23 protein-coding genes are annotated in these 26,684 nt (G+C 70.0%); 15 read left to right on the top strand and 8 right to left on the bottom strand.

The genetic code is table 11. The annotated features are described in order from the left end of the window. Positions 1 to 72: 72 nt before the first annotated feature. Positions 73 to 2,166 (top strand): methionine--tRNA ligase, encoded by a 2,094-nt coding sequence (metG, locus tag MPE_RS05825; RefSeq protein WP_011828759.1) that lies wholly within the window; start codon positions 73 to 75, stop codon positions 2,164 to 2,166. Between the two features lie 189 nt (positions 2,167 to 2,355). After that, a complete protein-coding gene (locus MPE_RS05820) occupies positions 2,356 to 4,020 on the top strand; it encodes a SulP family inorganic anion transporter (protein WP_011828758.1) in 1,665 nt (554 codons plus the stop codon). 7 nt (positions 4,021 to 4,027) lie between these two features. Here the strand turns inward: MPE_RS05820 and MPE_RS05815 are convergent, their stop codons facing one another. Next, positions 4,028 to 5,566: a CYTH and CHAD domain-containing protein gene (locus MPE_RS05815; RefSeq protein ID WP_011828757.1), complete on the bottom strand. Its 1,539-nt coding sequence runs from the start codon at positions 5,564 to 5,566 to the stop codon at positions 4,028 to 4,030. Between the two features lie 108 nt (positions 5,567 to 5,674). On the opposite strand from MPE_RS05815, the gene MPE_RS05810 reads away from it, so the two are divergent. The 4 genes from MPE_RS05810 to panC all read left to right on the top strand — a co-directional run bounded on the left by MPE_RS05810 (position 5,675) and on the right by panC (position 8,509). After that, positions 5,675 to 5,875 carry a DUF3460 family protein gene (locus tag MPE_RS05810; RefSeq protein ID WP_011828756.1) on the top strand — a complete coding sequence of 67 codons (201 nt, stop codon included), beginning with the start codon at positions 5,675 to 5,677 and terminating at the stop codon, positions 5,873 to 5,875. A gap of 13 nt (positions 5,876 to 5,888) precedes the next feature. Further along, complete coding sequence (locus MPE_RS05805) at positions 5,889 to 6,740, top strand: segregation and condensation protein A (protein WP_011828755.1); 852 nt, start codon at positions 5,889 to 5,891, stop codon at positions 6,738 to 6,740. Between the two features lie 73 nt (positions 6,741 to 6,813). Beyond that, positions 6,814 to 7,653, top strand: coding sequence for a 3-methyl-2-oxobutanoate hydroxymethyltransferase (gene panB, locus MPE_RS05800; RefSeq protein ID WP_148210897.1), 840 nt, complete (start codon positions 6,814 to 6,816; stop codon positions 7,651 to 7,653). A gap of 10 nt (positions 7,654 to 7,663) precedes the next feature. Further along, on the top strand, positions 7,664 to 8,509 hold the full coding sequence (panC, locus tag MPE_RS05795; RefSeq protein WP_011828753.1) for a pantoate--beta-alanine ligase: 846 nt from the start codon (positions 7,664 to 7,666) through the stop codon (positions 8,507 to 8,509). A gap of 18 nt (positions 8,510 to 8,527) precedes the next feature. Here panC and MPE_RS05790 read toward each other — a convergent pair whose 3' ends face one another. Then, entirely contained in the window at positions 8,528 to 8,740 is a 213-nt protein-coding gene (locus tag MPE_RS05790) for a hypothetical protein (RefSeq protein WP_011828752.1), read from the bottom strand. Between the two features lie 228 nt (positions 8,741 to 8,968). Between MPE_RS05790 and MPE_RS05785 the strand changes: the two genes are divergently transcribed. The 4 genes from MPE_RS05785 to MPE_RS05770 all read left to right on the top strand — a co-directional run bounded on the left by MPE_RS05785 (position 8,969) and on the right by MPE_RS05770 (position 12,788). Then, positions 8,969 to 9,589 (top strand): nucleotide-binding protein, encoded by a 621-nt coding sequence (locus MPE_RS05785; protein WP_011828751.1) that lies wholly within the window; start codon positions 8,969 to 8,971, stop codon positions 9,587 to 9,589. A 4-nt stretch (positions 9,590 to 9,593) separates the two neighbouring features. Further along, positions 9,594 to 10,046, top strand: a complete 453-nt coding sequence (locus MPE_RS05780) for a MaoC family dehydratase (RefSeq protein ID WP_011828750.1) — start codon at positions 9,594 to 9,596, stop codon at positions 10,044 to 10,046. Positions 10,047 to 10,162: 116 nt separating this feature from the next. Then, entirely contained in the window at positions 10,163 to 10,909 is a 747-nt protein-coding gene (locus tag MPE_RS05775; protein ID WP_011828749.1) for a response regulator, read from the top strand. Between the two features lie 49 nt (positions 10,910 to 10,958). Continuing rightward, on the top strand, positions 10,959 to 12,788 hold the full coding sequence (locus MPE_RS05770; protein ID WP_011828748.1) for an ATP-binding response regulator: 1,830 nt from the start codon (positions 10,959 to 10,961) through the stop codon (positions 12,786 to 12,788). A 37-nt stretch (positions 12,789 to 12,825) separates the two neighbouring features. Here the strand turns inward: MPE_RS05770 and MPE_RS05765 are convergent, their stop codons facing one another. Both MPE_RS05765 and polA read right to left on the bottom strand, forming a co-directional pair. Continuing rightward, on the bottom strand, positions 12,826 to 13,383 hold the full coding sequence (locus tag MPE_RS05765) for a hypothetical protein (RefSeq protein ID WP_011828747.1): 558 nt from the start codon (positions 13,381 to 13,383) through the stop codon (positions 12,826 to 12,828). Between the two features lie 68 nt (positions 13,384 to 13,451). Then, the gene (gene polA / locus MPE_RS05760) at positions 13,452 to 16,265 is read right to left on the bottom strand and encodes a DNA polymerase I (protein ID WP_011828746.1); all 2,814 of its coding nucleotides are present in this window, start codon (positions 16,263 to 16,265) and stop codon (positions 13,452 to 13,454) included. 79 nt (positions 16,266 to 16,344) lie between these two features. Here polA and MPE_RS05755 point away from each other — a divergent pair, with 79 nt between their 5' ends. The 3 genes from MPE_RS05755 (at position 16,345) to MPE_RS05745 (ending at position 18,782) form a co-directional block, all read left to right on the top strand. Then, complete coding sequence (locus MPE_RS05755) at positions 16,345 to 16,707, top strand: hypothetical protein (RefSeq protein ID WP_049820774.1); 363 nt, start codon at positions 16,345 to 16,347, stop codon at positions 16,705 to 16,707. A 278-nt stretch (positions 16,708 to 16,985) separates the two neighbouring features. Next, positions 16,986 to 17,960, top strand: a complete 975-nt coding sequence (locus MPE_RS05750; protein ID WP_011828744.1) for a homoserine kinase — start codon at positions 16,986 to 16,988, stop codon at positions 17,958 to 17,960. 12 nt (positions 17,961 to 17,972) lie between these two features. Next, positions 17,973 to 18,782: a BPSS1780 family membrane protein gene (locus tag MPE_RS05745; RefSeq protein ID WP_011828743.1), complete on the top strand. Its 810-nt coding sequence runs from the start codon at positions 17,973 to 17,975 to the stop codon at positions 18,780 to 18,782. A 69-nt stretch (positions 18,783 to 18,851) separates the two neighbouring features. Here MPE_RS05745 and MPE_RS05740 read toward each other — a convergent pair whose 3' ends face one another. The 3 genes from MPE_RS05740 to MPE_RS05730 all read right to left on the bottom strand — a co-directional run bounded on the left by MPE_RS05740 (position 18,852) and on the right by MPE_RS05730 (position 24,416). Next, a complete protein-coding gene (locus MPE_RS05740; RefSeq protein WP_011828742.1) occupies positions 18,852 to 21,113 on the bottom strand; it encodes a PhoX family protein in 2,262 nt (753 codons plus the stop codon). A 181-nt stretch (positions 21,114 to 21,294) separates the two neighbouring features. Beyond that, positions 21,295 to 21,795: a DUF1097 domain-containing protein gene (locus tag MPE_RS05735; RefSeq protein WP_011828741.1), complete on the bottom strand. Its 501-nt coding sequence runs from the start codon at positions 21,793 to 21,795 to the stop codon at positions 21,295 to 21,297. A gap of 254 nt (positions 21,796 to 22,049) precedes the next feature. Further along, entirely contained in the window at positions 22,050 to 24,416 is a 2,367-nt protein-coding gene (locus MPE_RS05730; RefSeq protein WP_011828740.1) for a UvrD-helicase domain-containing protein, read from the bottom strand. A gap of 73 nt (positions 24,417 to 24,489) precedes the next feature. Between MPE_RS05730 and MPE_RS05725 the strand changes: the two genes are divergently transcribed. Beyond that, a complete protein-coding gene (locus MPE_RS05725; protein ID WP_011828739.1) occupies positions 24,490 to 25,290 on the top strand; it encodes a gamma-glutamyl-gamma-aminobutyrate hydrolase family protein in 801 nt (266 codons plus the stop codon). A 3-nt stretch (positions 25,291 to 25,293) separates the two neighbouring features. Next, positions 25,294 to 25,953, top strand: coding sequence for a hypothetical protein (locus MPE_RS05720; RefSeq protein ID WP_011828738.1), 660 nt, complete (start codon positions 25,294 to 25,296; stop codon positions 25,951 to 25,953). A 16-nt stretch (positions 25,954 to 25,969) separates the two neighbouring features. On the opposite strand, the gene MPE_RS05715 is transcribed toward MPE_RS05720, so the two are convergent. Next, the gene (locus MPE_RS05715) at positions 25,970 to 26,632 is read right to left on the bottom strand and encodes a TetR/AcrR family transcriptional regulator (protein ID WP_011828737.1); all 663 of its coding nucleotides are present in this window, start codon (positions 26,630 to 26,632) and stop codon (positions 25,970 to 25,972) included. Between the last annotated feature and the right edge of the window lie 52 nt (positions 26,633 to 26,684).

Raw genomic sequence — 26,684 nt, 5'->3', positions numbered from 1 at the left:
ATTATCGGGGGCCAGACCTACAATCTTTTTCTTCGGCCATTGTCCCTGCCGGCCCCCGCCGGCCCCGTTCCCATGCCGCGCCAGCTGTTCGTCACCACCGCCCTGCCCTATGCCAACGGGCATTTCCACATCGGCCACATCATGGAGTACATCCAGGCCGACATCTGGGTGCGCTTCCAGCGCATGCAGGGCCACGCGGTGCACTTCGTCGGCGCCGACGACGCACACGGCGCGCCGATCATGATCGCCGCCGAGAAGGCCGGCAAGACGCCGCAGCAGTTCGTGGCCGACATCGCCGCCGGCCGCAAGCCCTACCTCGACGGCTTCCACATCGCCTTCGACAACTGGCACTCGACCGACGGCCCCGAGAACCACCAGCTCGCGCAGGACACCTACCGGGCGCTGCGCAGGAACGGGCTGATCTTCACGCGCGAGATCGAGCAGTTCTTCGACCCGGTGAAGGCCATGTTCCTGCCCGACCGCTACATCAAGGGCGAATGCCCGAAGTGCGGCGCCAAGGACCAGTACGGCGACTCCTGCGAGGTCTGCGGCGCGGTCTACGCGCCCACCGAGCTGAAGAACCCGTACTCCACGCTGACCGGCGCAACGCCGGTCATGAAGACCAGCGAGCACCACTTCTTCCAGCTCAGCTCGCCGCGCTGCCTCGATTTCCTGAAGGACTGGACCCACGGCAGCGCGCCGATCAGCGGCCAGCCGCGCCTGCAGGCCGAGGTGCTGAACAAGATCAAGGAGTGGTTCGCCACCGACGAGCAGGGCCACGGCGGTCTGGCCGACTGGGACATCTCGCGCGACGCGCCCTACTTCGGCATCGAGATTCCCGACGCGCCGGGCAAGTACTTCTACGTGTGGCTCGACGCGCCGATCGGCTACCTGGCCTCGCTGAAGAACTACTTCGACAAGCAGGGGCTGGACTTCGAGGCCTTCATGGCCGACCCGAAGACCGAGCAGGTGCACTTCATCGGCAAGGACATCACCTATTTCCACACGCTGTTCTGGCCGGCGATGCTGCACTTCAGCGGCCGGCGCACGCCGGACCACGTGTTCGTGCACGGCTTCATCACCGTGAGCGGCGAGAAGATGAGCAAGAGCCGCGGCACCGGCATCTCGCCGCTGCGCTACCTCGAGATCGGCATGAATGCCGAGTGGCTGCGCTACTACATCGCGGCCAAGCTGAACGGCCGCGTCGAGGACGTGGACTTCAACCCGGATGACTTCGTCGCGCGGGTCAACAGCGACCTGGTGGGGAAGTACATCAACATCGCCAGTCGGGCGGCGGGCTTCCTGTCCAAGCGCTTCGACGGCCGGCTGACCGCCGAGCTGCCGGCCGAGAGCCGCACGCTGCTCGAAGGCCTGCAGGCTGCGCGCGACGACATCGCGCGGCTGTACGAGGATCGCGAGTACGCGAAGGCCCTGCGCGAGGCCATGGCACTGGCCGACCGTGTGAACGAGTACGTCGACGCCAACAAGCCCTGGGAGCTCGCCAAGCAGGCTGGCCAGGACGCACGCCTTCAGCAGGTCTGCAGCACCTGCATCGAGGCCTTCCGCCTGCTGACGATCTACCTGAAGCCGGTGTTGCCGGCGCTGGCGGCGCAGGTCGAAGGGTTTTTGAAGGTCGAGCCGATGCGCTTCGCCGACGCCGGCCGCTTGCTGGGCGCGCACGCGATCAGCGAATACAAGCACCTGATGCAGCGCGTCGACCCGAAGCTGCTCGATGCGCTGTTCGAGCCACCGGCCGAGCCCTCGCCCCAGACCTCTCCCGCGGCGGCGGGAGCGGGAGCCGTTCCCGGCGGCGAGGCGCTGGCGCCGACGATCACGATCGACGATTTCACGAAGATCGACCTGCGTCTCGCGCAGATCGTCGACGCGGCACTCGTCGAGGGCAGCACCAAACTGCTACGCCTCTCGCTCGATGTCGGCGAAGGCCGCCACCGCACCGTCTTCAGCGGCATCCAGTCGGCGTTCAAGCCGGCCGACGTGATCGGCAAGTTCACGGTGGTGGTCGCCAACCTGGCGCCGCGCAAGATGAAGTTCGGCCTCAGCGAAGGCATGGTGCTGGCCGCGTCGCACGCCGACGAGAAGACCCATCCCGGGCTCTACCTGCTCGAGCCCACGCCCGGCGCCGTGCCGGGCCTGCGGGTGCGATGACGCCCGCTGCCGCGCGCGACCCTCGATGAGCGACCCGCGCGACGCCCGCCCCCTGCCCCGTGCCGAGACGCGGACCTGGGGGCCGTCACGCCGCCGTCGCTTCATCGCCCGCCTGCACCACTGCGGTCCTCCGGCAGCACGGCCTTCCGCCGCGCTGCCGCCCGCCCCTGACGCCCGAGGACCTGCTCCATGCAACTGCACCGCTTCCGCCCGCGCCTGCTCGATGCGCTGAAGACCTACGACCGCGGCCGCTTCGCAGCCGACGCCGGCGCCGGCCTGACGGTCGGCGTGATCGCACTGCCGCTGGCGATGGCCTTCGCGATCGCCAGCGGCGTCAAGCCCGAGCAGGGTATCTTCACCGCGATCATCGGCGGCTTCCTGGTGTCGGCGCTCGGTGGCTCCAGTGTGCAGATCGCCGGGCCGGCAGGCGCCTTCATCGTCATCGTCTACGGCATCGTCGAGCGCTACGGCCTGGCCAACCTGCTGATCGCCACGGTGCTGGCGGGCGCGATGCTGTTCGCGCTCGGGCTGTTCCGGCTCGGCGGCCTGGTGCGCTACGTGCCGATCACCATCGTGATCGGCTTCACCAACGGCATCGCGGTGCTGGTGGCGCTGTCGCAGCTCAAGGACCTGTTCGGCCTGGTCACGCCCAAGCTGCCGGCCGACTTCTTCACGCAGATCGGCGTGCTGCTCGAGCACGCCGACAGCTTCAACCCGATGGCCTTCGCGATCGGCCTGCTGTCGCTGGCGCTGCTGTTCGCGTGGCCGCGGCTGCAGAAGCACCACACCGTGGTCGAGCACACCACGCTGCGCAGCGCCTCGCGCATGCCCGCGCCGATGGTGGTGCTGGTGCTGGCGACCACGGCCACCGCACTGCTGCACCTGCCGGTCGAGACCATCGGCTCGCGCTTCGGCGGCATCCCGCAGGCGCTGCCGGCCTTCGTGTGGCCCGAGCTCAGCTGGCGCAGCGCGAAGGAGCTGTTCATCCCGACGCTGACGATAGCGATGCTGGGCGCGGTGGAGTCGCTGCTGTGCGCGCGCGTGGCCGACAACGTGGGCACCGTGCCGAAGCACGACCCGAACCAGGAGCTGATGGCGCAGGGCATCGCCAACGTGGTGACGCCGTTCTTCGGCGGCATCCCGACCACCGGCACGATCGCGCGCACGGTCACCAATGTGCGGGCCGGCGCGACCAGTCCGGTCGCCGGCATCGTGCATGCGGTCACGCTGCTCGTGGTGGTGCTGGTGGCGGCGCCGCTGGCCGAGCACGTGCCGCTGGCGGCGCTGGCCGGCATCCTGCTGTTCGTGGCCTGGAACATGGGCGAATGGCACGAGTTCGCACGGCTGCGGCACTTCAGCCTGCCCTACCGCATCATCCTGGTCGGCACCTTCCTGCTGACGGTGATCTTCGACCTGTCGGTGGCGGTGCAGGTGGGCCTGGTGATGGCCTGCGCGTTCTTCATCTACCGCATGAGCACGCTGTTCCGCATCGAACCGCTGGCGGCCCCGGCCGAGACGCCGTCGGGCGTGGTGGTCGAGCGGCTCTACGGCGCACTGTTCTTCGGCGCGGTGGCCAAGCTCGAGGCGGTGCCGGCGCGCCTGCCGGCCGGCACGCGCGTGCTGGTGCTCGAGGCGCAGCGTCTGATCTCGATCGACGCCAGCGGTGTCGACGCCCTCACCCAGCTCTACCGCACGCTGCAGCGCCAGGGCGTGGGACTGCGGCTGTGCGAGCTGAACGAGCAGCCGCGCTCGCTGCTGCAGCGCAGCGGCTTCACGGCGCTGATCGGCGAGGAGCGCATCGCGCCCACGCTCGCCGAGGCGCTGGCGCGGTCGGTCGCGCCGACGGCCACGTGAACCTCGCTCAGTCGGGCCAGAACGGCCGCGCCTTGCGCAGGCGCTTCAGCGACCGGCTGCAGGCGGCCAGCGTCGCCTCGCGCCGCGCTGCGAGCCAGCCGAGAGCGAACCAGGTCTGCGGCTGCTGCGGCACCAGCGGCCGGTAGGCCGCCAGCGCCACGCACACGTCGTTGAACTCGCCCAGGTGTTCCTGCGCCTCGCGGAGGGCATCGAGGTAGCGTTCGACGGCGCGGCGCTGGAACAGGCCGGCGGTGAACTCGATGGTGTAGCGCAGCCGCTTCAGACGCTTGCGCAGGCGGTGACGCGCCTCGTCGCTCAGGGTGTCGAAGCGCTTCGCGTCGCGCAGCGCCTGCGCGTGCCAGGCCTGCAGGCGCTGCGACGCCAACGCCGGCAGCGCGGGAGAGACTGCTTCGTCGGCTGCCGGAGTGACCGGGGCCGCCGGCCGCGCCAGCTCGGCCAGCAGATCGAACCACACCGCGCCGTGGCGGGTGCGCTCGGCATCGGTCCAGCGCGGCGGGTCGGCGGCGGCCGGCAGTGCCAGCGGCGCTTCGCCAAGGGCGACCAGCGCGGCGTCGACTTCTCGCTGCAGCCCGCCACGCAGCACCTCGGCGTCGCGCGCACGGCCGAGCTCGCGGAACAGCGCCGCCCCCGCATCGGCCCAGGCGGGCACCGGCGGCACGCCTGGCCAGCCCTCGAAACAGCGCTGCGCCGAGCGCAGCCGCCGCAGCGCCACCCTGAGCTGGTGCACCGGCTCGGCCGCGCTGCTGCCAGCGGCGATTTCACTCCAGTTGGGCGTGGCCTGCGCGAGCACGTTGCGCAGCACGGCATCCCAGGCGTCGCGGGCCGGCATGTCCTTGCGCAACCGCAGCGGCTCGGCCTTGACGGCCGGCACCGGCTCGCCCGGCGACAGACCGCGCGCCAGGCGATCGCCGCGTTCGGCCTTGGTGCGCACGTCCAGCCACAGGCCGTGGCGCAGCGCCAAGCGGCGCGCCACCTCCACCACCGCCTGCGGCGCGCCGCGCAGCAGTTCCACCTCCAGCTCGCACACCGGCCAGCGGCGCTCGACGCCGTCGGCACCGCGGGCCACGATCTCGCCGCGGTCGAGCGCCAGCTCCACCGTGCCGTCGCGGCTGCGCAGCGGCCGGTGCAGGCGGCGGATGTCGGTGCGGTACTGCGCCACGAGCGCCGGGGCCTGCGCCTCACCGTCGCGCGGCGCGAGCGCGGCGCTCAGCGCCGCATGCGGCGGCGTGCCGGCATGGCGGGCCGGGTCGGCCTCCTGCGGCACCTGGCCGGCGGGCACGACCAGCGGCACGTTGTGCTCGCCACGCGCCATGCCGTGTGCCGGCCCGGCCTTCAGCGTCTGCACCCAGTGCCGGCCTTCCTTGCGCAGACGCAGCGCGATGCCGGCCGCCGCCAGGCGGCGGTCCGGGGTGTCGAAATAGACCGCCTGCAGCCGCGTGCGCACCGCGGCCGGTGTGGCCACCGCGCGCTCCACGGCGGCCAGCGCCACGGCCGGCACCTGCAGCTTGAGTTCGATCTCGGTCATCGCGCGAATATGGCACGGCCATGTGACAGTGACCGCCGCGTGACAGCCCGCCCCCCGGGCCGGCCTGACGCGCCCGGTAAAATGCCGGTTGAACTCTGAAGCCCTGCCATGCCGCTGTTCTGGAAACCCTATCGCTCCGACGTGACCGACTTCATCGCCACGCTGAAGCAGCGCGATCCGCAACTCGAGGAGAAGCAGCGCCAGGGCCGCGCCCTGCTGTGGGATCGCCCGCAGGACCGCCAGGCTGCCGCCGAGCAGCGCGACGCACGGGTGCCCCAGCAGCCCTACGTCTACCAGACCAAGGGTTGAGCGCGAGCTGCGCGTGCGCGCGACCGTGATCGGCAGCAACGACAGCGTGGTCGCCGAAGGGGCGGCCCCGACCGACGTGGTGGACCAGATCGCCCTGGCCCGCCTGTACGGCGAGCCGCTGTTCGCGCTGCCGACCGACCTGTACATCCCACCCGACGCACTGGAGGTCTTCCTCGAGACCTTCGAGGGTCCGCTGGATCTGCTGCTCTACCTGATCCGCAAGCAGAACTTCAACATCCTCGACATCCCGATGGCGGATGTGACGCGGCAGTACCTGGCCTACGTGGACCAGATCCGTGACCGCAACCTCGAGCTCGCCGCCGAGTACCTGCTGATGGCGGCGATGCTGATCGAGATCAAGTCGCGCATGCTGCTGCCCCCGAAGCGCAGCGAGGAAGGCAAGGAGGCCGAGGATCCGCGTGCCGAGCTGGTGCGCCGCCTGCTGGAGTACGAGCAGATCAAGGCCGCAGCCGCCCGGCTGGATCAGCTGCCGCAGCTCGGACGCGACTTCCTGCGTGCCCAGGTGCACATCGAGCAATCGCTGACGCCACGCTTCCCCGACGTGAACGTCGAAGAGCTGCGCGACGCGTGGCTCGACATCCTCAAGCGCGCCCGGCTCGTGCAGCACCACAAGATCACGCGCGAGGAGCTGTCGGTGCGCGAGCACATGAGCCTCGTGCTGCGGCGGCTGCAGGGCCGCCGTTTCGTCGAATTCGAGGACCTGTTCGAGACCCAGCGCGGCCCGCAGGTGATGGTGGTGACCTTCATCGCGATGCTGGAGCTGGCGCGCGAACACCTGATCGAGCTGACGCAGGCCGAAGCCTTCGCGCCCTTGTACGTCCGGCTCGCCTACCAGCCGTCCTGAGTTCCCCGGGCGCCGGGCCGGCGGCATGCTGGCAGAATCCGCCGCCCCAGCGTCGAAAGACAGCAGCCCGACCATGAGCAGCCACTCCTCGCCCGCCGACACCCCGAGTGCCCGCAAGCCCGTCACGCTGCACACGCTGCGCGAGATGCACGCGCGCGGCGAGAAGATCGCCATGATCACGGCCTACGACGCCAGCTTCGCCGCGCTGGTGGACACGGCCGGCGTCGACTGCATCCTGGTCGGCGATTCGCTGGGGATGGTGCTGAAGGGCCAGTCGAGCACGCTGTCGGTCACGATGGAGCAGATCGGGTACCACACGCGCAGCACCTCGCGCGGCACGAAGGCGGCCTTCCTGATCGCCGACATGCCCTTCGGCAGCTACCAGGAAAACCCGGTGCAGGCGCTGCGCAATGCCGGCACATTGATGGCGGCCGGTGCGCAGATGGTCAAGCTCGAGGGCGGCGGCTGGACGCCGGAGACCGTGAACTTCCTGGTCGAGCGCGGCGTGCCGGTGTGCGCCCACCTCGGCCTCACGCCGCAGAGCGTGCATGCGCTCGGCGGCTACCGCATCCAGGGCAAGGACGAGGCCGGCGCCGCCACGCTGCGCCGCCACGCCAAGGCGCTGGCCGACGCCGGCGCGGCGATGATGGTGCTGGAGCTGATGCCCTCCAGGGTGGCCCGCGAGGTGCAGGCCGACAACCCGGGGCTGATGACCATCGGCATCGGTGCCGGGGCCGGCACCGCCGGCCAGGTGCTGGTGCTGCACGACATGCTGGGCGTGACGCGCGGCAGGCTGCCACGCTTCGTGCGCAACTTCATGGACAGCGCCACGTCGATCGAGGACGCGGTGCGTCGCTACGTCGCCGCGGTCAAGGACGGCAGCTTCCCCGACGAGACCCTGCACGCCTACTGATACCGACAGCATGCGCGTCGTCCACACCATCAACGAGTTGCGCCAGGCCCTGGCCGCCACGCGGCCGGCCGCGCTGGTGCCGACGATGGGCAGCCTGCACGAGGGCCACCTGGCGCTGGTGAAGCAGGCGCGCGACCACGGCGGCCCGGTGGTGGCCAGCATCTTCGTCAACCGGCTGCAGTTCGCCCCGCACGAGGACTTCGACCGCTACCCACGCACGCTGGAGCGCGACTGCGACCTGCTCAAGGGCGTGGGCTGCAACCTGGTGTTCGCGCCGACCGAGTCCGAGCTCTACCCGGAACCGCAGACCTACAAGGTGCAGCCGCCTGGCGAACTGGCCGATGTGCTGGAGGGCGCCTTCCGGCCAGGCTTCTTCACCGGCGTCTGCACCGTGGTGATGAAGCTGTTCCAGTGCGTGCAGCCGCGCGTGGCGGTGTTCGGCAAGAAGGACTACCAACAGCTGATGGTGCTGCGCGGCATGGTGCGCCAGTTCGCACTGCCGATCGAGATCGTTGCGGTGGACACCGCACGCGCCGACGACGGGCTGGCACTCAGCTCACGCAACGCCTATCTGAGCGAGCCTGAGCGCGCCGAGGCGCCGCAACTGGCGGCCACGCTGCACACCGTGCAGGCCGCGGTGCTGGCTGCCGTGAAGAGTGGGGCCCGCATCGACGCCGCGGCGCTCGAGGCGCAGGCGATGGGAACCCTGCGGTCGCGCGGCTGGGCTCCGGACTATGTGGCGCTGCGCCGCAGCAGCGACCTGCAGGCCCCGGCCGACCCGACGGCCGAGCCGCTGGTGGTGCTGGCCGCCGCCCGTCTGGGCAAGACCCGGCTGATCGACAACCTGGAAATCTGAGGCGCAGCGCCCGCGCCCTCAGCCCTGCAGTCGGATGGCGCCGGCCGCCACATAGCGTTGGAAGTCCGCGATCGGCATCGTGGCTGCGCCGTGCGTGTCCTCGTCGGTCCAGCTCAGCATGGCGTCCATCTCGGTCGTCTCGACCTCGATCGGACCGGGCCGGATGACGATCATCGGACCGTCGCCTTCGCGGTATTCGACCTTGCCGAGGATCTGTGCAGCTTGGCTCATGGCGTGCTTTCGAGCGATGTGACCTCATCGTCGCCGAGCCGCCGCCGGGTCGTTAGAAGACAGTCCCGCGCACCGGCGTAGCCGATCTCCTACACCGCCACGGACAAGAGCCCTCCGAGGCACTGTCTCCCGTCCCATCGTTCCGGGCACGCAGGCGGGAGCGCGAGGCTGCCGCTAACATAGCCCGCGCACTCTCCCAGCGACCCGACCTTTGCACAGGAGCAAGCAATGCCCGTGATCGTGGTGGCCAATCCCAAAGGCGGCGTGGGCAAGTCCACGCTGTCCACCAACCTTGCCGGCTACCTGGCCCGGCAGGGTCACGCGGTGATGCTGGGCGACGTCGATCGCCAACAGTCGGCGCGCACCTGGCTGGGCCTGCGGTCCGCCGCGCTGCCGGAGATCACCGGCTGGGAGCTCCAGCCTGACCACCTGGTCAAGCCGCCAAAGGGCACCAGCCACGTCGTGCTGGACACGCCCGCCGGCCTGCACGGCAAGAAGCTCGACGAGGTGATGCGGATCGCCGATCGCGTGCTGGTGCCGCTGCAGCCGAGCATCTTCGACATCTACGCGACACGCGACTTCATCACCCAGTTGCTGGCGCGCCGCAAGAGCGAGCGGGTCGACGTGGCGGTGATCGCCAACCGCGTGCGGGACGGCAGCATCTCGGCCGGCCAGCTCGACAGCTTCCTCGGCACGCTGGGCGTGCCGCTGCTCGGCCACCTGCGCGACACACAGAACTACATCCATCTCGCGGCCCGCGGGCTGACCCTGTGGGACGTGGCGCCGAGCCGCGTCGAGAAGGACCTGGAGCAATGGACGCCGCTCACGCGCTGGGCCGAGGGCCGCTGAGCGCATGCGTCGCTACGAACACCTTGTCGATCTGCGGGCCCTTGTCGGCGAACCGCTGGGCGACAGCGACTGGCTGATCATCGACCAGGCCCGCATCGACCGCTTTGCCGACGCCACCGAAGACCGGCAGTGGATCCACGTCGATCCGCAGCGCGCCGCCCTGGGGCCGTTCGGTGCACCGATCGCGCACGGCTTCCTGACGCTGAGCCTGCTGCCGGTGTTCTTCGAAAGCGCCTACGCGATCGCCGACGTGCGCATGGCCGTCAACTACGGGCTCGACCGCGTGCGCTTCACCGCACCGGTGCCGGTGGGCAGCCGCCTGCGCGCGCGCTTCACGCTGAAGCGCTGGGACGCGATCGACGGCGGAGCCCAGCTCGGCATCGAGGCCGTGATCGAACGCGACGGCGCAGCCAAGCCGGTGTGCATCGCCGAGTCGCTGATCCGCTGCTTCACCTAGCACCGACCCGCGAAGGCTCGCAGCAGGCGTCGCCGGTCTCACCCGAAAGAGGGCGTGTCCGGCATCGCCCCTCCGCTACCATCCTGCGGGCTCTATCCAACGCACGGAGGCAAGCGATGAAGGTCCTGCTGGTCGATGACCACCCGCTCATCCTGTCGGCCCTGAAGGCCGTGATCCAGGGTCTCGGCGACGACGTCACCGTGGTCGGTGCCGGCAGCGCCGCTGCAGCCCGCGCCACCCTCAAGTCCGATGCCGATTTCGACCTGGTGCTGCTCGACCTGCAACTCGGCGACGCCAACGGCTTCGACCTGCTCGCCGAACTGCGCAACGCCTACCCGGCCCTGCCGGTGGTCGTGGTGTCGGCCAGCGACCGCACCAGCGACGTGATCCGCTCGATCGACATGGGCGCCATGGGCTTCGTGCCCAAGCGCGCCAGCAACGACACGCTGTTCGAGGCCCTGCGGCTGGTGATGTCCGGCGGCATCTACGTGCCGCCGATGACGATGGGCGTCGACGGGGGCGGCGGCAGTGCCGCGCCGGTCGCCGAGCCCGACACCGTGCCGGGCTACATGAAGGTCATCGGCTCGCAGGCCGCAAAGAGCGACTACCAGACCACCCCCACGCTGGCCGCGCTGGGGCTGACGCCGCGCCAGACCGACGTGCTGGCGCTGCTGCTGCAGGGCAAGCCCAACAAACTGATCGCGCGCGACCTGAACCTGTCGGTGGAGACCATCAAGGACCATGTCGCCGCGGTACTGCGGGCACTCGGCGTCAACTCCCGCACCCAGGCCGTGCTGGCGGTGAGCCAGATGACCCAGCAGGCGGGCGGACTCACCTCCACCTGGCGCCTCGGCAACCGCTGATCCGGCGCCCTGCGGCGGAGGGCCCGGCCGCACACCTGAAACACGACCCATGAACGCCCTGCCCCCGCTGCCTCCCCTGCCCATGCCGCCCGAGCGGAAGACGGTCAGCCGCGCCGACCTGCTGCCCGACGTGGTGCGCACGCTCTACAGCCAGACGGGCGTGTCGCTGTCGGGCAATCTGCTCGGCGCGATGGTGCTGACGATGATCTACTGGCCCGTTGCGCCGTCCCGCGAGCTGATCGCCTGGTGCGTGCTGTTCGGGCTGGTGTGGGTACTGCGCCTCGTCACGCTGCGGCGCTACGCGCATGCCGGCTGGGCCGCAGCGTCGTCACAGGCCGCGCGCTGGCAGCGCCTGTGGAACGCCGGCGCCATGGCCTCGGGCGCCTGCTGGGGCCTGGCGGCCTGGATGTTCTACGAGCACGGGCGGGCCTTCCACCAGACCACCCTGCTGCTGATCATCTACAGCTTCTGCGTCGGCTCGATCACGCTGATGGCTTCGCAGCACCGCGCGTTCTTTGCCTTCATCTCGCTGTGCTTCGTGCCGACCATCTTGCGCATCGCAACGCTGGGCAGCACCGACAACCTGCTGCTGGCCGGCGTGCTGAGCCTCGTGTTCCTCATGACGACGATCCTGGGTCGGGCCTACCGCCGCACCTTCGACCGCGCCATCGAGCTCAAGGTACGCACCGAGATGCTGGCCGTGCAGTTGCAGACCGAGAAGGCCGCCGCCGACGAGGCCAAGCGCGCAGCGGAAACCGCCAATCGCGCCAAGACCCAGTTCTTCGCAGCAGCGAGCCACGACCTGCGCCAGCCACTGCACGCGATGGGCCTGTTCGCCGAGGCGCTGCGCTCCAAGAGCCGCGGCGACGAGGAGGTGACCCACCTCGTCAACAGCATCAACAGCTCGGTCGACGCTCTGGAGGGTCTGTTCGGCGAGCTGCTCGACATCACCAAGATCGACACCGGCGGCGTCGAGCCGCAGCCGCGCCACTTCGCGCTGCGCGAACTGTTCCAGCGCCTGAAGCTGCAGTACGAGCCGACCGCCTTCGAGAAAGGCCTGAGCCTGCGCTTCCGCGGCGCGCACCACGTGGTCTACGGCGACCCGGTGCTGGTCGATCGCATCGTGCGCAATCTGCTGTCCAACGCCATCCGCTACACCGTCGACGGCGGCGTGCTGGTCAGCGCCCGCCGGCGCGGCGATGAGGTGCTGCTGCAGGTGTGGGACACCGGCGTGGGCATCGCCCCGACCGAACAGCAGCGGGTGTTCGACGAGTTCTATCAGGTGCAGGCGAACGCACCCCTCGGGTTGCACCAGCCCAAGGGGCTGGGCCTGGGGCTGTCGATCGTGCAGCGCCTGGCCCGCCTGATGGGGGCACCGCTGCACCTGGCGTCGGTGCCCGGCCGGGGCTCGGTGTTCACGCTGACGGTGCCGCCCGGCAAGGTCCAGCGCAGCCAGCTCTCCGAGCCGGGCACCGGCAAGCCCGCGCTGGGACTGACGCTGGAGCATCGCCACATCGTCATCGTCGAGGACGAGCCGGCGGTTCGGGAGGGGCTGGTCGTGCTGCTCAAGGGCTGGGGTGCCAGCGTGGAATCCTTCGACACCGTCTCGGCCGCCGAGGCCTGGGCCGGCAGCCCCGGCGTGACGACCCCCGACCTGGCGATCGTCGACTACCGCCTGCCCGAAGGGCGCACCGGCATCGAGGCGCTGACGAGCCTGCGTGCCGCCTTCGGCCAGCCGCTGCCGGCCATCCTGGTGACCGGCAGCACCATGACCGGCCACGAGGAAGAGTCGAACCGCCACGACTTCCACCTGCTGATCAAACCGGTGGCGCCGAACAAGCTGCGCGCGATGATCGCCTTCAAGCTGGGTTTGCGCTGAGCGCCCGATCGGTGCACGCAGCAGCGGGGCGACCCCCTCACTCGATCAACAGCACGGGCAGCCAGTGCGACTTCGGGTCGGCCCGATCGAGCTGCCGATAGCCGATGGGCCGCAGCGTGCCGCCTTCGCGCGGCGTGATGATCGGGTCCAGATCCACGTCATAGAGTTCGCCGCGCAGACCGCGCTCGGTGAAAGCCAGCTTGTAGAACAGACCATCGCGCCCGCTGATGTGCAGGGCGCCCGGCTTGGTCGCGATGAACATCAGCGTGTATTCGAGCGGCAACAGGTCGTCGCGCGATACCGTGTCTTCGCTACCGTAGGGGAAGTGGCAGAGCTGCTGGCTCGCACCGGCCACGCAACGGAACGGCCGCATCGCGAGGAAGCGCTCGGTGAACCCCTCGCCGGCGAGCACGAAGCGGAAGCGCCAGCGGTCGGCACTCACCGGCTCGAAGCGCACACGGCCGATCTCCAGACGCTCGCCGCCCGCGCCGAGCAGCAGCACGCGCTTCTCGCCGGTCAGATCCTGCGCCCGCAGCCACTGGGGCGCGCCGGCGGTGACGACGAACAACAGGGCCAGCAGGGCGGCCCGGGCCATACGATGCCTCATTTCGTTCACCCAAGGTCTCCCGGCGCCACAGCAGCGCTCAGGCTCCGAGCTTACCCTCAGTGGGCGAGGTCCCAGTTCGCGCCCACGCCCACCTCGGCCAGCAGCGGCACCTTCAGCTCGGCCACGCCGGCCATCAGTTCCGGCACGGCGGTCCGGGCCCAGTCGAGCTCGGCCTCGGGCACTTCGAACACCAGCTCGTCGTGCACCTGCATCACCATGCACGTGGCGCGCTGCTGGGCATCGAGCGCCGCCTGCACCGCGATCATCGCGAGCTTGATCAGGTCGGCCGCGGTGCCCTGCATCGGCGCGTTGATCGCCTGGCGCTCGGCGCCGGTGCGGCGCGGACCGTTGCCGCCGTTGATCTCGGGCAGGTAGATGCGGCGCCCGAACAAGGTCTCCACGTAGCCCAGCTCCTTGGCCCGCGCGCGGGTCTCGTCCATGTAGCGCTTCACGCCGGCGAAGCGCGCGAAGTAGCGATCGATGTAGTCCTTGGCGGCCTTCTGCTCGATGCCGAGGTTGCTCGCCAGACCGAAGGCGCCCATGCCGTAGATCAGCCCGAAGTTGATGACCTTGGCATAGCGCCGCTGCTCGCTGCTGACCTCGGCCACCGGCACGTTGAACACCTCGCTCGCGGTGGCGCGGTGCACGTCCAGGCCCTCGGCAAAGGCCTTCAGCAGGCCCGGATCCTCGGAGATGTGGGCCATGATGCGCAGCTCGATCTGCGAGTAGTCGGCGCTCAGGATCACGTGGCCGGGCGGCGCGATGAAGGCCTCGCGCACGCGCCGGCCCTCGGGCGTGCGGATCGGGATGTTCTGCAGGTTGGGGTCGTTGCTGGCCAGCCGGCCGGTCACCGCGACTGCCTGCGCGTAGTTGGTGTGCACGCGGCCGGTGGCCGCGTTCACCATCAGCGGCAGCTTGTCCGTGTAGGTGCCCTTGAGCTTGGCGAGCGAGCGGTGCTCCAGCAGCTTGGCCGGCAGTGGGTAGTCGGCGGCCAGCTCGGCCAGGACCTCCTCGTCGGTGCTCGGCGCGCCGCTGGCGGTCTTCTTCTTCGCCGGGATGCCCAGCTTGTTGAACAGGATCTCGCCGATCTGCTTGGGGCTGCCCAGGTTGAAGGGCTGGCCGGCCAGCGCATGCGCCTCCTGCTCCAGTGCCACCATGCGCTGCGCCAGATCGGCGCTCTGGCGCGCGAGCAGCGCGCTGTCGATCAGCACGCCGTGACGCTCGATGCGGCCGAGGATCACCGAGGTCGGCATCTCGATGCGCTCGTAGACCTCGCGCAGGCGCGGCGCGGCCTCGAGCTGCGGCCACAAGACCCTGTGCACGTCCAGCGTCATGTCGCTGTCCTCGCCCGAATACTCGGTGGCGCGCGTCAGCTCGACCTGCGCGAACGGGATCTGCTGCGCGCCCTTGCCGGCCACGTCCTCGTAGCTCAGGCCCTTGCGGTCGAGGTGGCGGCTGGCGAGGCTTTCCAGGCTGTGCGGCTTGTGCGCCTCCAGCACGTAGCTCTGCAGCAGGGTGTCATGCACATAGCCACGCACCGCGATGCCATGGTTGGCGAACACATGGGTGTCGTACTTGACGTTCTGGCCGAGCTTGGCGCGCGAGCCGTCCTCGAGCCAGGACTTCAGCGCCGCCAGCACCTCATCGAGCGGCAGCTGGTCGGGCGCGCCCGGGTAGGTGTGGGCGAGCGGGATGTAGCAGGCCTCGTAGGGCTGCACGCTGAAGCTCAGGCCGACGATGCGTGCCCGCATGCCGTCGAGCGAGTCGGTCTCCGTGTCCAGAGCCACCAGGTCGGCCGCCTCGATGCGCGCGCGCCACGCCTCGAAGGCCTCGCGCGCCAGCACGGTCTCGTAGCGCTTGTCGACCGCAGGCGCGACGCCACCATCGGCCGGCCCGGTACCCGCCGGGTCGGCGAACAGCGCGCTCTGCCCTTCCCCGGCCTCCGCCGCCGCCACTTGCGGGGCCGGCGCGGCGGCGGCACGGGCCGACTCGAGCTCATTGCGCCACGCGCGGAAGTCGTTGTGCGTGTAGAAGGCCAACAGGGCCGCGCGGTCGGTCTCGCGCCAGGTCAGCGTGTCCCAGGCGGCCGTGCCGTTCCAGCCCGGCAGTGCCTCCGACAGATCACAGTCGGTCTTCACGGTCACCAGCCGGCGACCCAGCGGCAGCCAATCCAGCGCCTTGCGCAGGTTCTCGCCGGCAACGCCCTTGATGGCGTCGGCCGCGGCCATCACGCCGTCCAGCGAGCCGTGCTCCGCGATCCACTTGGCGGCGGTCTTCGGCCCCACCTTCTCGACTCCCGGCACGTTGTCGACCGCGTCGCCGACCAGCGTCAGGTAGTCGACGATGCGCTCGGGCGGCACACCGAACTTCTCGGTCACGCCGGCCACGTCGAGCCGCTCGCCGCTCATCGTGTTGATCAGCGTCACGTGCGCGTCGACGAGCTGCGCCAAGTCCTTGTCGCCTGTCGAGACGATGACCCGCTGGCCGCGCGCGGCGGCCGCCCGCGCCAGCGTGCCGATCACGTCGTCGGCCTCGATGCCGGGGATCTCGAGCACCGGCCAGCCCAGCAGCGTCACCACAGCGTGGATCGGCGCGATCTGCCTCGCCAGATCCTCCGGCATCGAGGCGCGGTTCGCCTTGTACTCCGGGTACCAGTCGTCGCGGAAGGTCTTGCCCTTGGCGTCGAACACGCAGGCCGCGTGCGCCGACGGGAACTCCTCGCGCAGCTTCTTCAGCATGGCCACCATGCCGCGCACCGCGCCGGTCGGCTCGCCGGCCGGATTGCGCAGGTCAGGCAGCGCGTGGTAGGCGCGGTAGAGGTAGCTGGAACCGTCCACCAGCAACAGGCAGGAATCGTCGTGAGCGCTCATGGCGCCGATTGTGGCCGCTGCCCCGGGCCGCATGACCCGACCCCCCGGAAGCCACAGGCCGCGTCCTACAATCACCGTCATGCCGCTGCAGCGCCCCCTGACTCTCGCCCTGCTGTGCTGCGCCTGCGGCGCGGTCCCGGGGCTCGCCCTGGCCCAGGCGGCCGTCGCCGCGTCGGCTCCGGCCGCCCGCGTGGTGCAGGAGAACCAACCAACCACCCGCGGTGAGCCGGCGGTCAAGCGCAGCGTCATCGAGGACGACAACGCGCGCGTCGAGGAGCTGCGCGTGCGCGGTGCCGTGCAGAGCATCAAGGTGCAGCCCAAGGGCCCGGTGAAGGCCGAGTACGAGGTGCTGCCGATCGATGCCGGCCGCGACTCCGCGGAAGGCCCCAGTTCGGCGAAGGGCGGCGCCGGTCGGCGCGTCTGGCGCGTCCTCACCTTCTAGGGCCTGTTAGCGCTATGGGAGGGCTTGCGTGACCCAGGAAGCGGGCGCCATCAAGGCGCAAGGCACAGCCGTAGCTTGGGCTACGGCGAGCATTTGCAACGCAGAGGGCGCCCGCTTCCTGGGATCACCCTTCGGGCCGGGGCCGGGCAGGCCACGGGGCGACGTTGCGGCCTCGTTGTGTGCCACGGGCACACGGCCTCGGCCGCGCCTCGCCCCGTGGCCCGCCGGGCCTCGGCGCAAGCCCTCCCATAGCGTTAACAGGCCCTAGGCCGCCAGCGATGGCGGTCTTCACCGAAGTCGGCTTCGACGAAGCCGCGGCCCTCGCGCACAAGGTCGGCCTCGGCCCGCTGAAGGCGCTCAAGCCCATCAAGGCCGGGATCGAGAACACCAACTATTTCCTCACCGCCGAGCGCGGCGAATACGTGCTGACGCTGTTCGAACGGCTGAGCGCCGAGCAGCTGCCGTTCTATCTGCACCTGATGAAGCACCTGGCCGGACGCGACATCCTGGTCCCGATGCCGCAGTCCGATGCCCACGGCGAGATCCTCCATGCGCTGTGCGGCAAGCCGGCCGCCATCGTGGAGCGCCTGCGCGGCGGTCATGTGCTGGCCCCCAGCGCGGCGCATTGCCAGCAGGTCGGCGCCATGCTGGCCCGCATGCACGAGGCCGGCCGAGACTACCCGTACCACCAGCCCAACCTGCGAGGGCTGGCGTGGTGGGACGAGACGGTGCCGCAGATCCTGACCTTCCTCGCACCGCCGCAGCGCGCGCTGCTGGAGGACGAGCTGGCGTTCCAGCACAGCGTCAGCGCGTCGGCCTCCGACGCCGCCCTGCCGCGCGGACCGATCCATGCCGATCTGTTCCGCGACAACGTGATGTTCGACGAGGACGCCGAGGGCCGCTCCCAGCTCACCGGCTTCTTCGACTTCTACTTCGCCGGCGTCGACCGGCTCGCCTTCGACATCGCCGTCTGCCTGAACGACTGGTGCATCGACCTCGCCAGCGGCCGGCTGCTGGAAGACCGGGCCGCGGCCTTCGTGACGGCCTACGCCGAGGTGCGCCAACTCACCGGCGACGAACTGCGCCTGCTGCCCGCGCTGCTGCGCGCCGCGGCGCTGCGCTTCTGGATCTCGCGGCTGTGGGACGTGCACCTCCCGCGCGAGGCCAGCATGCTGGTGCCGCACGACCCCACCCACTTCGAGCGCGTGCTGCGCGAGCGCATCGCGACGCCCTGGCATCCCGCGAGCCGCTGAGCCCCCCGACCGATGAAACTCAAGACTGTTCGCGCCCGTCAGGGCCTGCTGTGGGTGCGCGCCGGCTTCACCGTGTTCTTCCGCCAGCCGCTGGCGTTCGCCGCGCTCTTCGCGCTGTTCGGATTGGTGGTGTTCGTGCTGCTGCAATTGCCGGCCGTCGGCCCGGTGCTCGCGCTGTCGCTGATGCCGGTGGCCACCGTCGCCTTCCTGCTGGCCACCCGAGAGGTACTGGCTGGCCGCATCGCCACGCCGCGACTGGCGCTGCTGCCGCTGCGCGACCCGCTGAACCGCAACCGCCTGCTGCAGCTCGGCGCAGCCTACGCGGCGGCGGCGATCGCCGTCGTGCTGCTGTCGCATGTGCTGGACGGCGGCCGCTTCGCGGCGGCCATCGAAGCCATCGCCACCGAAGAGACCACCGCCGCCGCCGCACTCGAGGACCCGCTGCTGCCGTGGAGCGTGCTGCTGCGACTGGGCCTGATGGCGCTGCTGTCGCTCGCCTTCTGGCATGCGCCGGCCCTGGTGTGCTGGGGCCGCATGCCGGTCAACAAGGCGCTGTTCGCCAGCATCGTGGCGTGCTGGCGCAGCCGCGGCGCCTTCGCCGTCTACGGCATCGCCTGGTTCGGCCTGACGATGCTGTTCGTGACGCTGCTGCAGGTCGTCACCGCGCTGCTCGGGCTGCAGCAGGTGATGGGGCTGGCGGTGCTGCCGCTCACGATGCTGGTGTCGACCATCTTCTACGCCTCGCTGTACTTCAGCTTCGTCGACGCCTTCGACCTCAGCGGCGGCCCCGACAGCAGCGAAGACGAAGCGAAGACGGCATGAAAAAGGCCGGCGCATGCGCCGGCCTCGAAAGCCCGCCCGGCCTCCGCCGGACGGGCGCCGCGCAGGGCCTCAGGCCCCGACGCGGCCTCCGTCGTCCTTGGTGATCGCGAGCGTGGCCGAGCGCGGCCGTGAGGTGGTGTTGCCCACGGTCGCCTGGTAGCCGGCGTTGCCGGGCCAGTGGCTCACATAGCCCGCCGGGTTGCCGATGGTCGCGGCGGAGATCGTCTCGCCCGGGTGCTGGATGTTGGCGAACACGGTCTTGCCATCGGGCGTCTCGGTGCAGCCGGTCAGCTCGCAGTCCTTCGGTCCGACAAGAAAGCGCTTGAGCGTGTCGGCGGTCGGCTTCTTGCCGACATAGGTGTCGATGCTCAGCGTGGACGTGTCGGCCAGGGTGTAGCTGAGCGTGGTCTTCACGCCGTCGCCTACCGTGCCCGGCACGCCGAGCAGCATCATGCAGTTGCTCACGTCGGTGTAGGCGCCGTCGTCGGTCTGGATCCAGCACAGCCCGGTCGAGCGGCTGAACCACAGGCCGTCGGGGCTGGAGAAGTCCTGGTCCGCGGTGAGCGAGGACAGGTTGATCTTGGACGTGTCGGCGTCGGACTGCGCACCGAACAGGTAGACATCCCAGGTGAAGCCGGTCGCCGCGGGCTCGCCGCCGTCTTCCTTCATGCGGATGATGTGGCCGTTGATGTTGCCGGCCGAGCCTTCCGGCGCGCCGCCGTAGGAGTCCTTGTAGCTGCGCGGGTTGGCCGCGTCGAGCGCGCGCTGGATCGAGTCGGGCGACGCCCCGACCGCCGGTGCCGCCGGTTCGAGCTTGCGCACGCTGTTGTTGGTGAGCGTGTAGTAGATCTCGCCGGTCGTCGGGTGCACCGCGCACCACTCGGGGCGGTCCATCGCGGTCGCGCCGACCGCGTCGCCGGCCAGGCGCGAGTGGATCGCCACGTCGCCTGCGTCGGCGAAAGCGTAGCCGGCGTAGTTCTTCACGTCGAGATTGTCGAAGCTCAGCTCGATCCAGTCGCCGCTGCCGTCGTCGTTGAACTTCGCCACATAGAGCTTGCCGCTGTCGAGGTACTTGTCGCCGGCGGCGATGCGGTTCGAGGGCTCTGCGTCGGCGGCATCCCAGTTCGTGGCCGACACGAACTTGTAGATGTACTCGCCACGCGAGTCGTCGCCCATGTAGACGGCCAGCGGCTTGCCGGCGACCGCCTTGCCGAAGGCCGCGCTCTCGTGCGCGAAGCGGCCCAGGGTGGTGCGCTTCTTGATGGTCGCCGCCTTGTCGTACGGATCGATCTCGACGATGTAGCCGAAGGTGTTGAGCTCGTTGCGGTAGTCGTCGCTGCCGTCGGCCGAGGCGCCGATCTTGCTGATGTCCCAGCGCTGGTACTTGTCGTCCGCACCGCTGGTTTCCCAGCCGTGACGGCTGGCCGCGCCCTGCTTGCGCTTGTAGCGGTTGAGCGCCGTGACACTCTTGTCGCCTCGGGCCGCGTCGTCGCCGGCCGAGCGGGTGAAGTAGCCCTCGAAGTTCTCTTCGCCGGTCAGCAGCGTGCCCCAGGGGGTGTAGCCGGTACCGCAGTTGTTGATGGTGCCGCGCGCGCCGGTGCCGGCGGTCGAGTACAGCGTCTTCGCGAGCGCGTTGCCGCGCACCGCGCCCGACAGCTCCACCGGCGTGAGCGGCGTGACGCGGCGGTTGTAGGCCGAGTCCTGGACGTAGGCCCAGCTGCCACCGGTCTTGCGGACCTCGACCACCGACACGCCGTGGGCCGGGATCTCCTTGTCGGATTCCGATGCCGGACGCGGACGCGCCGAGCTGCCGTTCACATGCAGGTAGTTGTCGCTCAGTGCCTCGTGGTTCATCGCCAGCAGGCCGCGCTCGGACCCGTTCGCGTCGCGCGCGGTGCCGGCAGCGTTGAGCCCGAAGTACTCCATGCCGTCGTGGTGGTCGCCGGCGCGCTGGTCGAAATCGGTGTCGCTGCCGTCGTTGGCATAGGCTGGCGTGCCCGCCGTCAGCGGATCGCCGAGTGCGTAGATCACGGCGGCGGTGTAGCCGGCCGGCACGCTCACGGCGTCGGCGGTGCTCTTGGCCACGGCGGTGAAGCCCAGCTTGTCGACCGGCGGGTTCGCGGGCGGCGCGTCGTCGTCCCCGCCACCGCAGGCACTGACGCTCAACCCGCCCAGCACCACGGCCGCCGCGGTCCCCACGCCGCCGCGCAGCACGGAGCGCCGGCTCAGCCGGGCGTCGAGCACGGCCATGAAGTTGTCGTTGCCGCTGGTATTGCTGTTCTCGTCATCTCGATCGATGCCGAGCAGAGGGAGATCGACTCGCTGATTCATGTCTGCGTTCCTTGCGACTGCTGGGTGGCGGGCGGGCCGGAATGGCCACACCGGGAAGCCGCAGACGTTAGGCACGGGACATGAAAGCGCGGTGACAGATCGGTGTCGCGTCTGTCACGAGGACGGCCATGCGAGAGCGCCCGACCGTCAGGAACGGCCGGGCGCTCTGAGCCGCCGCGGGTCAGGCCACCGCGGGAGCGGCCTTCTTGGTCAGCATGCTGGCCAGCGCCTCGGAGGCCCAACCGAAGCCCGCGCCGATCGCGATCGACACGATGGACGGCACGATCGCGTCGACCGGCGCCACGCTCTTCAGCAGGATGAGCCCGGCCACGCAGGCGAAGCCGTAGACGCAGGCCGGGATCGTTGCGAGCAGACCGATGTGCGCGGCCAGCACGATCACCGCCGCACCGATGCCCACCGCCACCGGTGCGGCAAGCGATCCGAGCGAACCCAGTTGCCCGGCCAGCATGACCGACAGTGCCCCGACGACGATGCCGAAGGACATGCAGACGATGGTGGTCCGCGCCGAAGCGGGCTTGCCACCGCTGTGGAAGTAGCAGGCCCAGGCCACGAAGGCCTGCCAGATCTGGACGCCGAAGGCCGCCAGCGGGCCGAGGAAAAGAAAGGTCGCGACCACGGCCAGAACGCCGATCGAAATCGCCAGGGCAATGAGCAAGGGCATGGTGAGTCTCCTCAAGTCTAGGTATCGGTATGGAGAGAAGAAGCGCCCGCCGCCGGCCGGCGCACCACCCCTGACTGCCAACGACGAGTGGTGGCGGCAGTGTTCGGATCACCCCCGCCGCGAACAAGCAAGGACAAACCTTTGTGAGCAGCGCAGCATTTGCTTACAAATTGTTCCCGGCTGTCTCAGCAGGGACCACAACGCACCATGACGGAGCGTCGGACGGAAAGCGGTGTTGCGCGCGCGCCGCGCTCTCAGTCGACCGGCGTCAGCTTCGCGACGCTCAGCGCCAGCCACTTCATGCCATGGCGGCCGAAGTTGACCTGGGCGCGGGCATCGGCGCCGATGCCCTCGAGCGTGACGATCACGCCCTCGCCGAACTTGGTGTGGAACACGCCTTGCCCGGACCGCAGCCCGTTCGGCGTGCTGCGCGCCTGGGCTTCGAAGGCGGCCGGCGCCGAAGCAGGCACTACGCGTCCCGCGCCCACCATCGAGCCGAGCCCCGTGCCGCGCTGCCACGCGGCCTGGTAGTCGCGGGCATAGCCCGAGCCGAAGCCCTGCAGCTTCGGCGTGAGCCATTTCAGCGCAGCCTCGGGCAGTTCATCGAAGAAGCGGCTCTTGAGGTTGTAGCGGGTCTGGCCGTGCAGCATGCGGGTCTGGCTGAAGCTCAGGTAGAGCCGCTTGCGCGCGCGCGTGATGGCCACGTACATCAGGCGGCGCTCCTCTTCCAGACCGTCGAGGTCGGCCGCCGCGTTCTCGTGCGGGAACAGGCCTTCCTCCAGGCCGGTGATGAAGACCTGGTCGAACTCCAGGCCCTTGGCGGCGTGCACCGTCATCAGCTGCACGGCGTCCTGGCCGGCCTGCGCCTGGTTGTCGCCGGCCTCGAGCGCGGCGTGGGTGAGAAAGGCCGCGAGCGGGCTCATGATCTCGCCGGTCTCGGCATCGGGCTGGGTGTCGACCAGGGCCACGGCGGCCGGCAGGCGCTCGGCGATGCGGCCGGCCTGTTCGTCGACCGGCAGCGCCACCGCGTCCTTGCCGAAGCCCTCCTGCGTGACGAAGGCTTCGGCGGCGTTGACCAGTTCGTCCAGGTTCTCCAGCCGCTCGGCGCCTTCCTTCTCGTTGCGGTAGAAGTCGGCCAGCCCGGAAGACTGCACCACGTGCTCGATGATCTCGCGCAGCGTGAGGCCGCGCGTCGCGTCGCGCATCGCGTCGACAAGCGCGGTGAAGGCGCCGAGGTTGCTGCCGCCCTTGCCGGCGATCGCCCCCACGCTCTGCCAGAGGCTGCGGCCGCTGCTGCGCGCGGCGTCCTGCAGCAGCTCCATCGTGCGGGTGCCGATGCCACGCGTGGGGAAGTTGACGACGCGCAGGAAGCTGGTGTCGTCGTTCGGATTCTCGATCAGCCGCAGGTAAGCCAGCGCGTGCTTGATCTCGGCACGCTCGAAGAAACGCAGGCCGCCATAGACGCGGTAGGGCACGCCGGCGTTGAACAGCGCGCTCTCGATCACCCGGCTCTGCGCGTTGCTGCGGTAGAGCACTGCGATCTCGCTGCGCGGCGAGCCGTCGCGCTGCAGCTGGCGCGCCTCGTCGAGGAACCACTGCGCCTCGGCGAAGTCGCTGGTGGCCTCGAACACGCGCACCGGCTCTCCGGGGCCGGCCTCGGTGCGCAGGTTCTTGCCCAGGCGGCGCGAGTTGTGCGCGATCAGCGCGTTGGCGCTGTCGAGGATGTTGCCGAAGCTGCGGTAGTTGCGCTCGAGCTTCACGACTTGCTGAACGTGGAACTCGCGCTCGAAGTCGGCCATGTTGCCGACACGCGCGCCGCGGAAGGCGTAGATGCTCTGGTCGTCGTCGCCGACGGCGAGCACGTTGTTGTCGGTGCCGGCGAACATCTTCAACCACGCGTACTGCAGGCGATTGGTGTCCTGGAATTCGTCGACCAGGATGTGGCGGAAGCGCCGCTGGTAGTGCTGGCGCAGCTCGGCGTGGTCGCGCATTAGCTCGTAGGTGCGCAGCATCAGCTCGGCGAAGTCGACCACGCCCTCGCGCTGGCACTGGTCTTCGTAGGCCTGGTAGATGGCCTGCTGCGTGCGGGTGAGCTCGTCGCGCACCTCGATATGCTGCGGGCGCAGTCCGTCTTCCTTGGCGCCGGCGATGAACCACGCGCACTGCTTGGGGATGTAGCGCTCCTCGTCGAGCTTCATCGCCTTAACGATGCGCTTGACCGCAGAGACGCTGTCCTGCGCATCGAGGATCTGGAAACCCTGCGGCAGGCCCGCCAGCTTCCAGTGCGCGCGCAGGAAGCGGTTGCACAAGCCGTGGAAGGTGCCGATCCACATGCCGCGCGGGTTCACCGGCAGCAGCGTGGAGAGCCGCGTGAGCATCTCCTTCGCGGCCTTGTTGGTGAAGGTCACCGCCATCACGCCGGCCGGCGAGACCTGTCCGGTCTGCACCAGCCAGGCGATGCGCGTCGTCAGCACCCGCGTCTTGCCGGACCCGGCACCCGCGAGGATCAGCGCATTGCCCGCCGGCAGCGTGACCGCGGCGAGCTGCTCGGGGTTCAGGTGGCGCAGCAGACCAGCGGCTTCGCCCGGAGGCGCACGATCGTTTTCAACTGACACATCCATCCGCGGATTCTATGGAGCCGCGCTCGGCTCCAAGGGTATCCTCGTCCCCATCGTCCTACCCACTCTTCCTGCCATGTCCGACGCGCTGCTCATCGGCATCTCCGCGCGCATCTATCACCCGATCACACCGGTGGCCGACATCGGTGGCATCTTCACCCGGACCCTGCACTACCTGGAGCAATCGGTGGCGCACTGGGTGCTGCAGCCCGACGCGCTGGCGCTGATGATCCCGCCCGTCGAGCGCGAGGGCTTGCTGCAGCCCAGCGAGGTGAGCCTGGCCGACTACGCGCAGCGACTCGACGGCCTGGTGCTGCAGGGCGGCGCCGACGTGGCCCCCGAGAGCTACGGCGAGACCCCGCTGGCGCCCGCCTGGGCCGGCGACCGGGTGCGCGACCGCTACGAGATCGAGCTGTTCAACGCCTTCGTCGCCGCCGGCAAGCCGGTGATCGGCATCTGCCGCGGCTGCCAGCTGATCAATGTCGCTTTCGGCGGCACGCTCTACCAGGACATCTCGACCCAGGTGCCCACCGCCATCGCCCACGTCGACGATGCCCGCTACGACAACCAGTTCCACGAGGTCAGCCTCGTGCAGGGCAGCCGGCTGGCCGGGCTCTATCCGGGCACGCACCGGGCCGAGATCAACTCCATCCACCATCAGGCAATCAAGGACCTGGGCCGCGAACTGAACATCGAGGCGGTGGCGGTGCCCGACGGCCTGATCGAGGCGGTGCGCTGGCGCGGTTCGAGCTATGTGTTCGGCATGCAGTGGCATCCGGAATTCATGGCGCAGCGCCAGCTCCATCCCGACCAGCTCGACGGCCGGCCGATCCTGCGCGAGTTCCTCGACGCCGCACGCGCGCGACGGCGCGCCTGAGCCTTGCGCAACGCCCTCCTGGGCGCCGCTGGCGCCGCACTGCTCACCAGCCTCACCCCCGCGGCGGCGGCGCCCTGCAGCGCGCCGCGCGAGGTCATCGAGCGGCTGATGTCGTCCGACTGCGAAGCCTGCTGGACCGGCGCCGCGGCCCGGCCGCTGCCGCGCTCGACCTGGGTGCTGGACTGGATCGAACCGAGCGCCGCCGGGGCCGATGCACCCCTGGCCGCAGGCGCCCTGCCCGAGTCCGCTGCCCGCCGCCGGGCGCTGGCGACGGCGGCACCGGTCGACGGCACGCAGGAGTTTCGTTGGCCGCTCGCCCGGCGACCGGCGGTGCGACTGACAGTGGGCGGCGGCCCCGCCTGGAACGGCTACCTGGGCCTGCAATTGCAGGCCAGTGGCAAGCTCCCCGAGGGCGCCGAGGTCTACCTGGCCCTGGTCGAGCACATCGCGGCCGGCAGCGATGGCAGCCCGGTCGAACGGCGTCTGGTGCGCAGCGTGGCCGGTCCGCTGGTTCTGGACGCGGATGGCCGGCGCTCGACGCAGTGGCGAGCGCTCCGCATCCCCGAGGGCGCCAAGCCGGAACGCCTGCAGGGCATGGCATGGTGGGTGGATCGCGAGGCGCGTCTGCGTGGCATCGCGCTGGAGGCGTGCACGGCCCGCTGAATCGGCGCACGCTGCGCTAGGAGGTCGCGGCCGTCCGCCGTCTCGGCGCGGCACCCGCCTGCGATGCCAGACGGGCCTGCAGCAGGTGCTGCAAGGCGGCATGCGCTGCCGGCAGATCGAAGGACGGGTCGATCAGGGCACGCACGGCCAGACCATCGAGCGCCGCCGCCAGTACCGCGCTCAGCGACGGCAGATCGCCGAGTTCGACTGCCGCCGTGGCGGTGATCGCGGCCAGTTGCCGGCCCATCTCGGATTCCGCGTCGCGGTGACGCTGCGCGGCGGCCTCCGCGACCACCGGGTCACGCAAGGCAGCGCTGTCGATGTCGGCTGAAAGACGGACCCGATCCGCGGTGACGAGGCCCTCCGCTCGTCCGAGCCAGGCGCCCGGCCCTGCAGCGTCGCCGGTCTCCGGCGGGCCTTCCGCGTGCAGGCGGTGCGCGCTGGCGCCGACCAAGGCCGCGATCAGTTCGCCCTTGGACGCAAAGTAGTAGTGCGCCAACCCGAGCGCCACACCAGCTTCCCGGGCCACGCGCCGCATCGACAGCTTCCCGATGCCATCGGTCAGCAGCACGTCGAGCGCGGCTTCGACGATCAGCGTGCGCTTGTCCCTGCCCGCAGGGGCGCCACCACTGACCGGGTCGTCGGTACGCGTCAGCAGGGGGTCGAGCCAGTCGGACATCGGGAGAAAGAAGGCTTGGCGGGACGTTCAAGCAACGCCCGGAGTGTTGCGC

This window comes from Methylibium petroleiphilum PM1 (genome assembly GCF_000015725.1).
Classification (GTDB): Bacteria; Pseudomonadota; Gammaproteobacteria; order Burkholderiales; family Burkholderiaceae_C; genus Methylibium; species Methylibium petroleiphilum.
Note: the sequence above shows the minus strand (reverse complement) of the source record. Positions and strands in the feature narration are given on the sequence as shown.

Excerpts from the sequence above, each read along its gene's own strand:
- metG (WP_011828759.1), top strand. The coding sequence starts at position 73 with ATGCCGCGCCAGCTGTTCGTCACCACCGCCCTGCCCTATGCCAACGGG.
- MPE_RS05820 (WP_011828758.1), top strand. The coding sequence starts at position 2,356 with ATGCAACTGCACCGCTTCCGCCCGCGCCTGCTCGATGCGCTGAAGACC.
- MPE_RS05815 (WP_011828757.1), bottom strand. The coding sequence starts at position 5,566 with ATGACCGAGATCGAACTCAAGCTGCAGGTGCCGGCCGTGGCGCTGGCC.
- MPE_RS05810 (WP_011828756.1), top strand. The coding sequence starts at position 5,675 with ATGCCGCTGTTCTGGAAACCCTATCGCTCCGACGTGACCGACTTCATC.
- panB (WP_148210897.1), top strand. The coding sequence starts at position 6,814 with ATGAGCAGCCACTCCTCGCCCGCCGACACCCCGAGTGCCCGCAAGCCC.
- panC (WP_011828753.1), top strand. The coding sequence starts at position 7,664 with ATGCGCGTCGTCCACACCATCAACGAGTTGCGCCAGGCCCTGGCCGCC.
- MPE_RS05790 (WP_011828752.1), bottom strand. The coding sequence starts at position 8,740 with ATGAGCCAAGCTGCACAGATCCTCGGCAAGGTCGAATACCGCGAAGGC.
- MPE_RS05785 (WP_011828751.1), top strand. The coding sequence starts at position 8,969 with ATGCCCGTGATCGTGGTGGCCAATCCCAAAGGCGGCGTGGGCAAGTCC.
- MPE_RS05780 (WP_011828750.1), top strand. The coding sequence starts at position 9,594 with ATGCGTCGCTACGAACACCTTGTCGATCTGCGGGCCCTTGTCGGCGAA.
- MPE_RS05775 (WP_011828749.1), top strand. The coding sequence starts at position 10,163 with ATGAAGGTCCTGCTGGTCGATGACCACCCGCTCATCCTGTCGGCCCTG.
- MPE_RS05770 (WP_011828748.1), top strand. The coding sequence starts at position 10,959 with ATGAACGCCCTGCCCCCGCTGCCTCCCCTGCCCATGCCGCCCGAGCGG.
- MPE_RS05765 (WP_011828747.1), bottom strand. The coding sequence starts at position 13,383 with ATGGCCCGGGCCGCCCTGCTGGCCCTGTTGTTCGTCGTCACCGCCGGC.
- polA (WP_011828746.1), bottom strand. The coding sequence starts at position 16,265 with ATGAGCGCTCACGACGATTCCTGCCTGTTGCTGGTGGACGGTTCCAGC.
- MPE_RS05755 (WP_049820774.1), top strand. The coding sequence starts at position 16,345 with ATGCCGCTGCAGCGCCCCCTGACTCTCGCCCTGCTGTGCTGCGCCTGC.
- MPE_RS05750 (WP_011828744.1), top strand. The coding sequence starts at position 16,986 with ATGGCGGTCTTCACCGAAGTCGGCTTCGACGAAGCCGCGGCCCTCGCG.
- MPE_RS05745 (WP_011828743.1), top strand. The coding sequence starts at position 17,973 with ATGAAACTCAAGACTGTTCGCGCCCGTCAGGGCCTGCTGTGGGTGCGC.
- MPE_RS05740 (WP_011828742.1), bottom strand. The coding sequence starts at position 21,113 with ATGAATCAGCGAGTCGATCTCCCTCTGCTCGGCATCGATCGAGATGAC.
- MPE_RS05735 (WP_011828741.1), bottom strand. The coding sequence starts at position 21,795 with ATGCCCTTGCTCATTGCCCTGGCGATTTCGATCGGCGTTCTGGCCGTG.
- MPE_RS05730 (WP_011828740.1), bottom strand. The coding sequence starts at position 24,416 with ATGGATGTGTCAGTTGAAAACGATCGTGCGCCTCCGGGCGAAGCCGCT.
- MPE_RS05725 (WP_011828739.1), top strand. The coding sequence starts at position 24,490 with ATGTCCGACGCGCTGCTCATCGGCATCTCCGCGCGCATCTATCACCCG.
- MPE_RS05715 (WP_011828737.1), bottom strand. The coding sequence starts at position 26,632 with ATGTCCGACTGGCTCGACCCCCTGCTGACGCGTACCGACGACCCGGTC.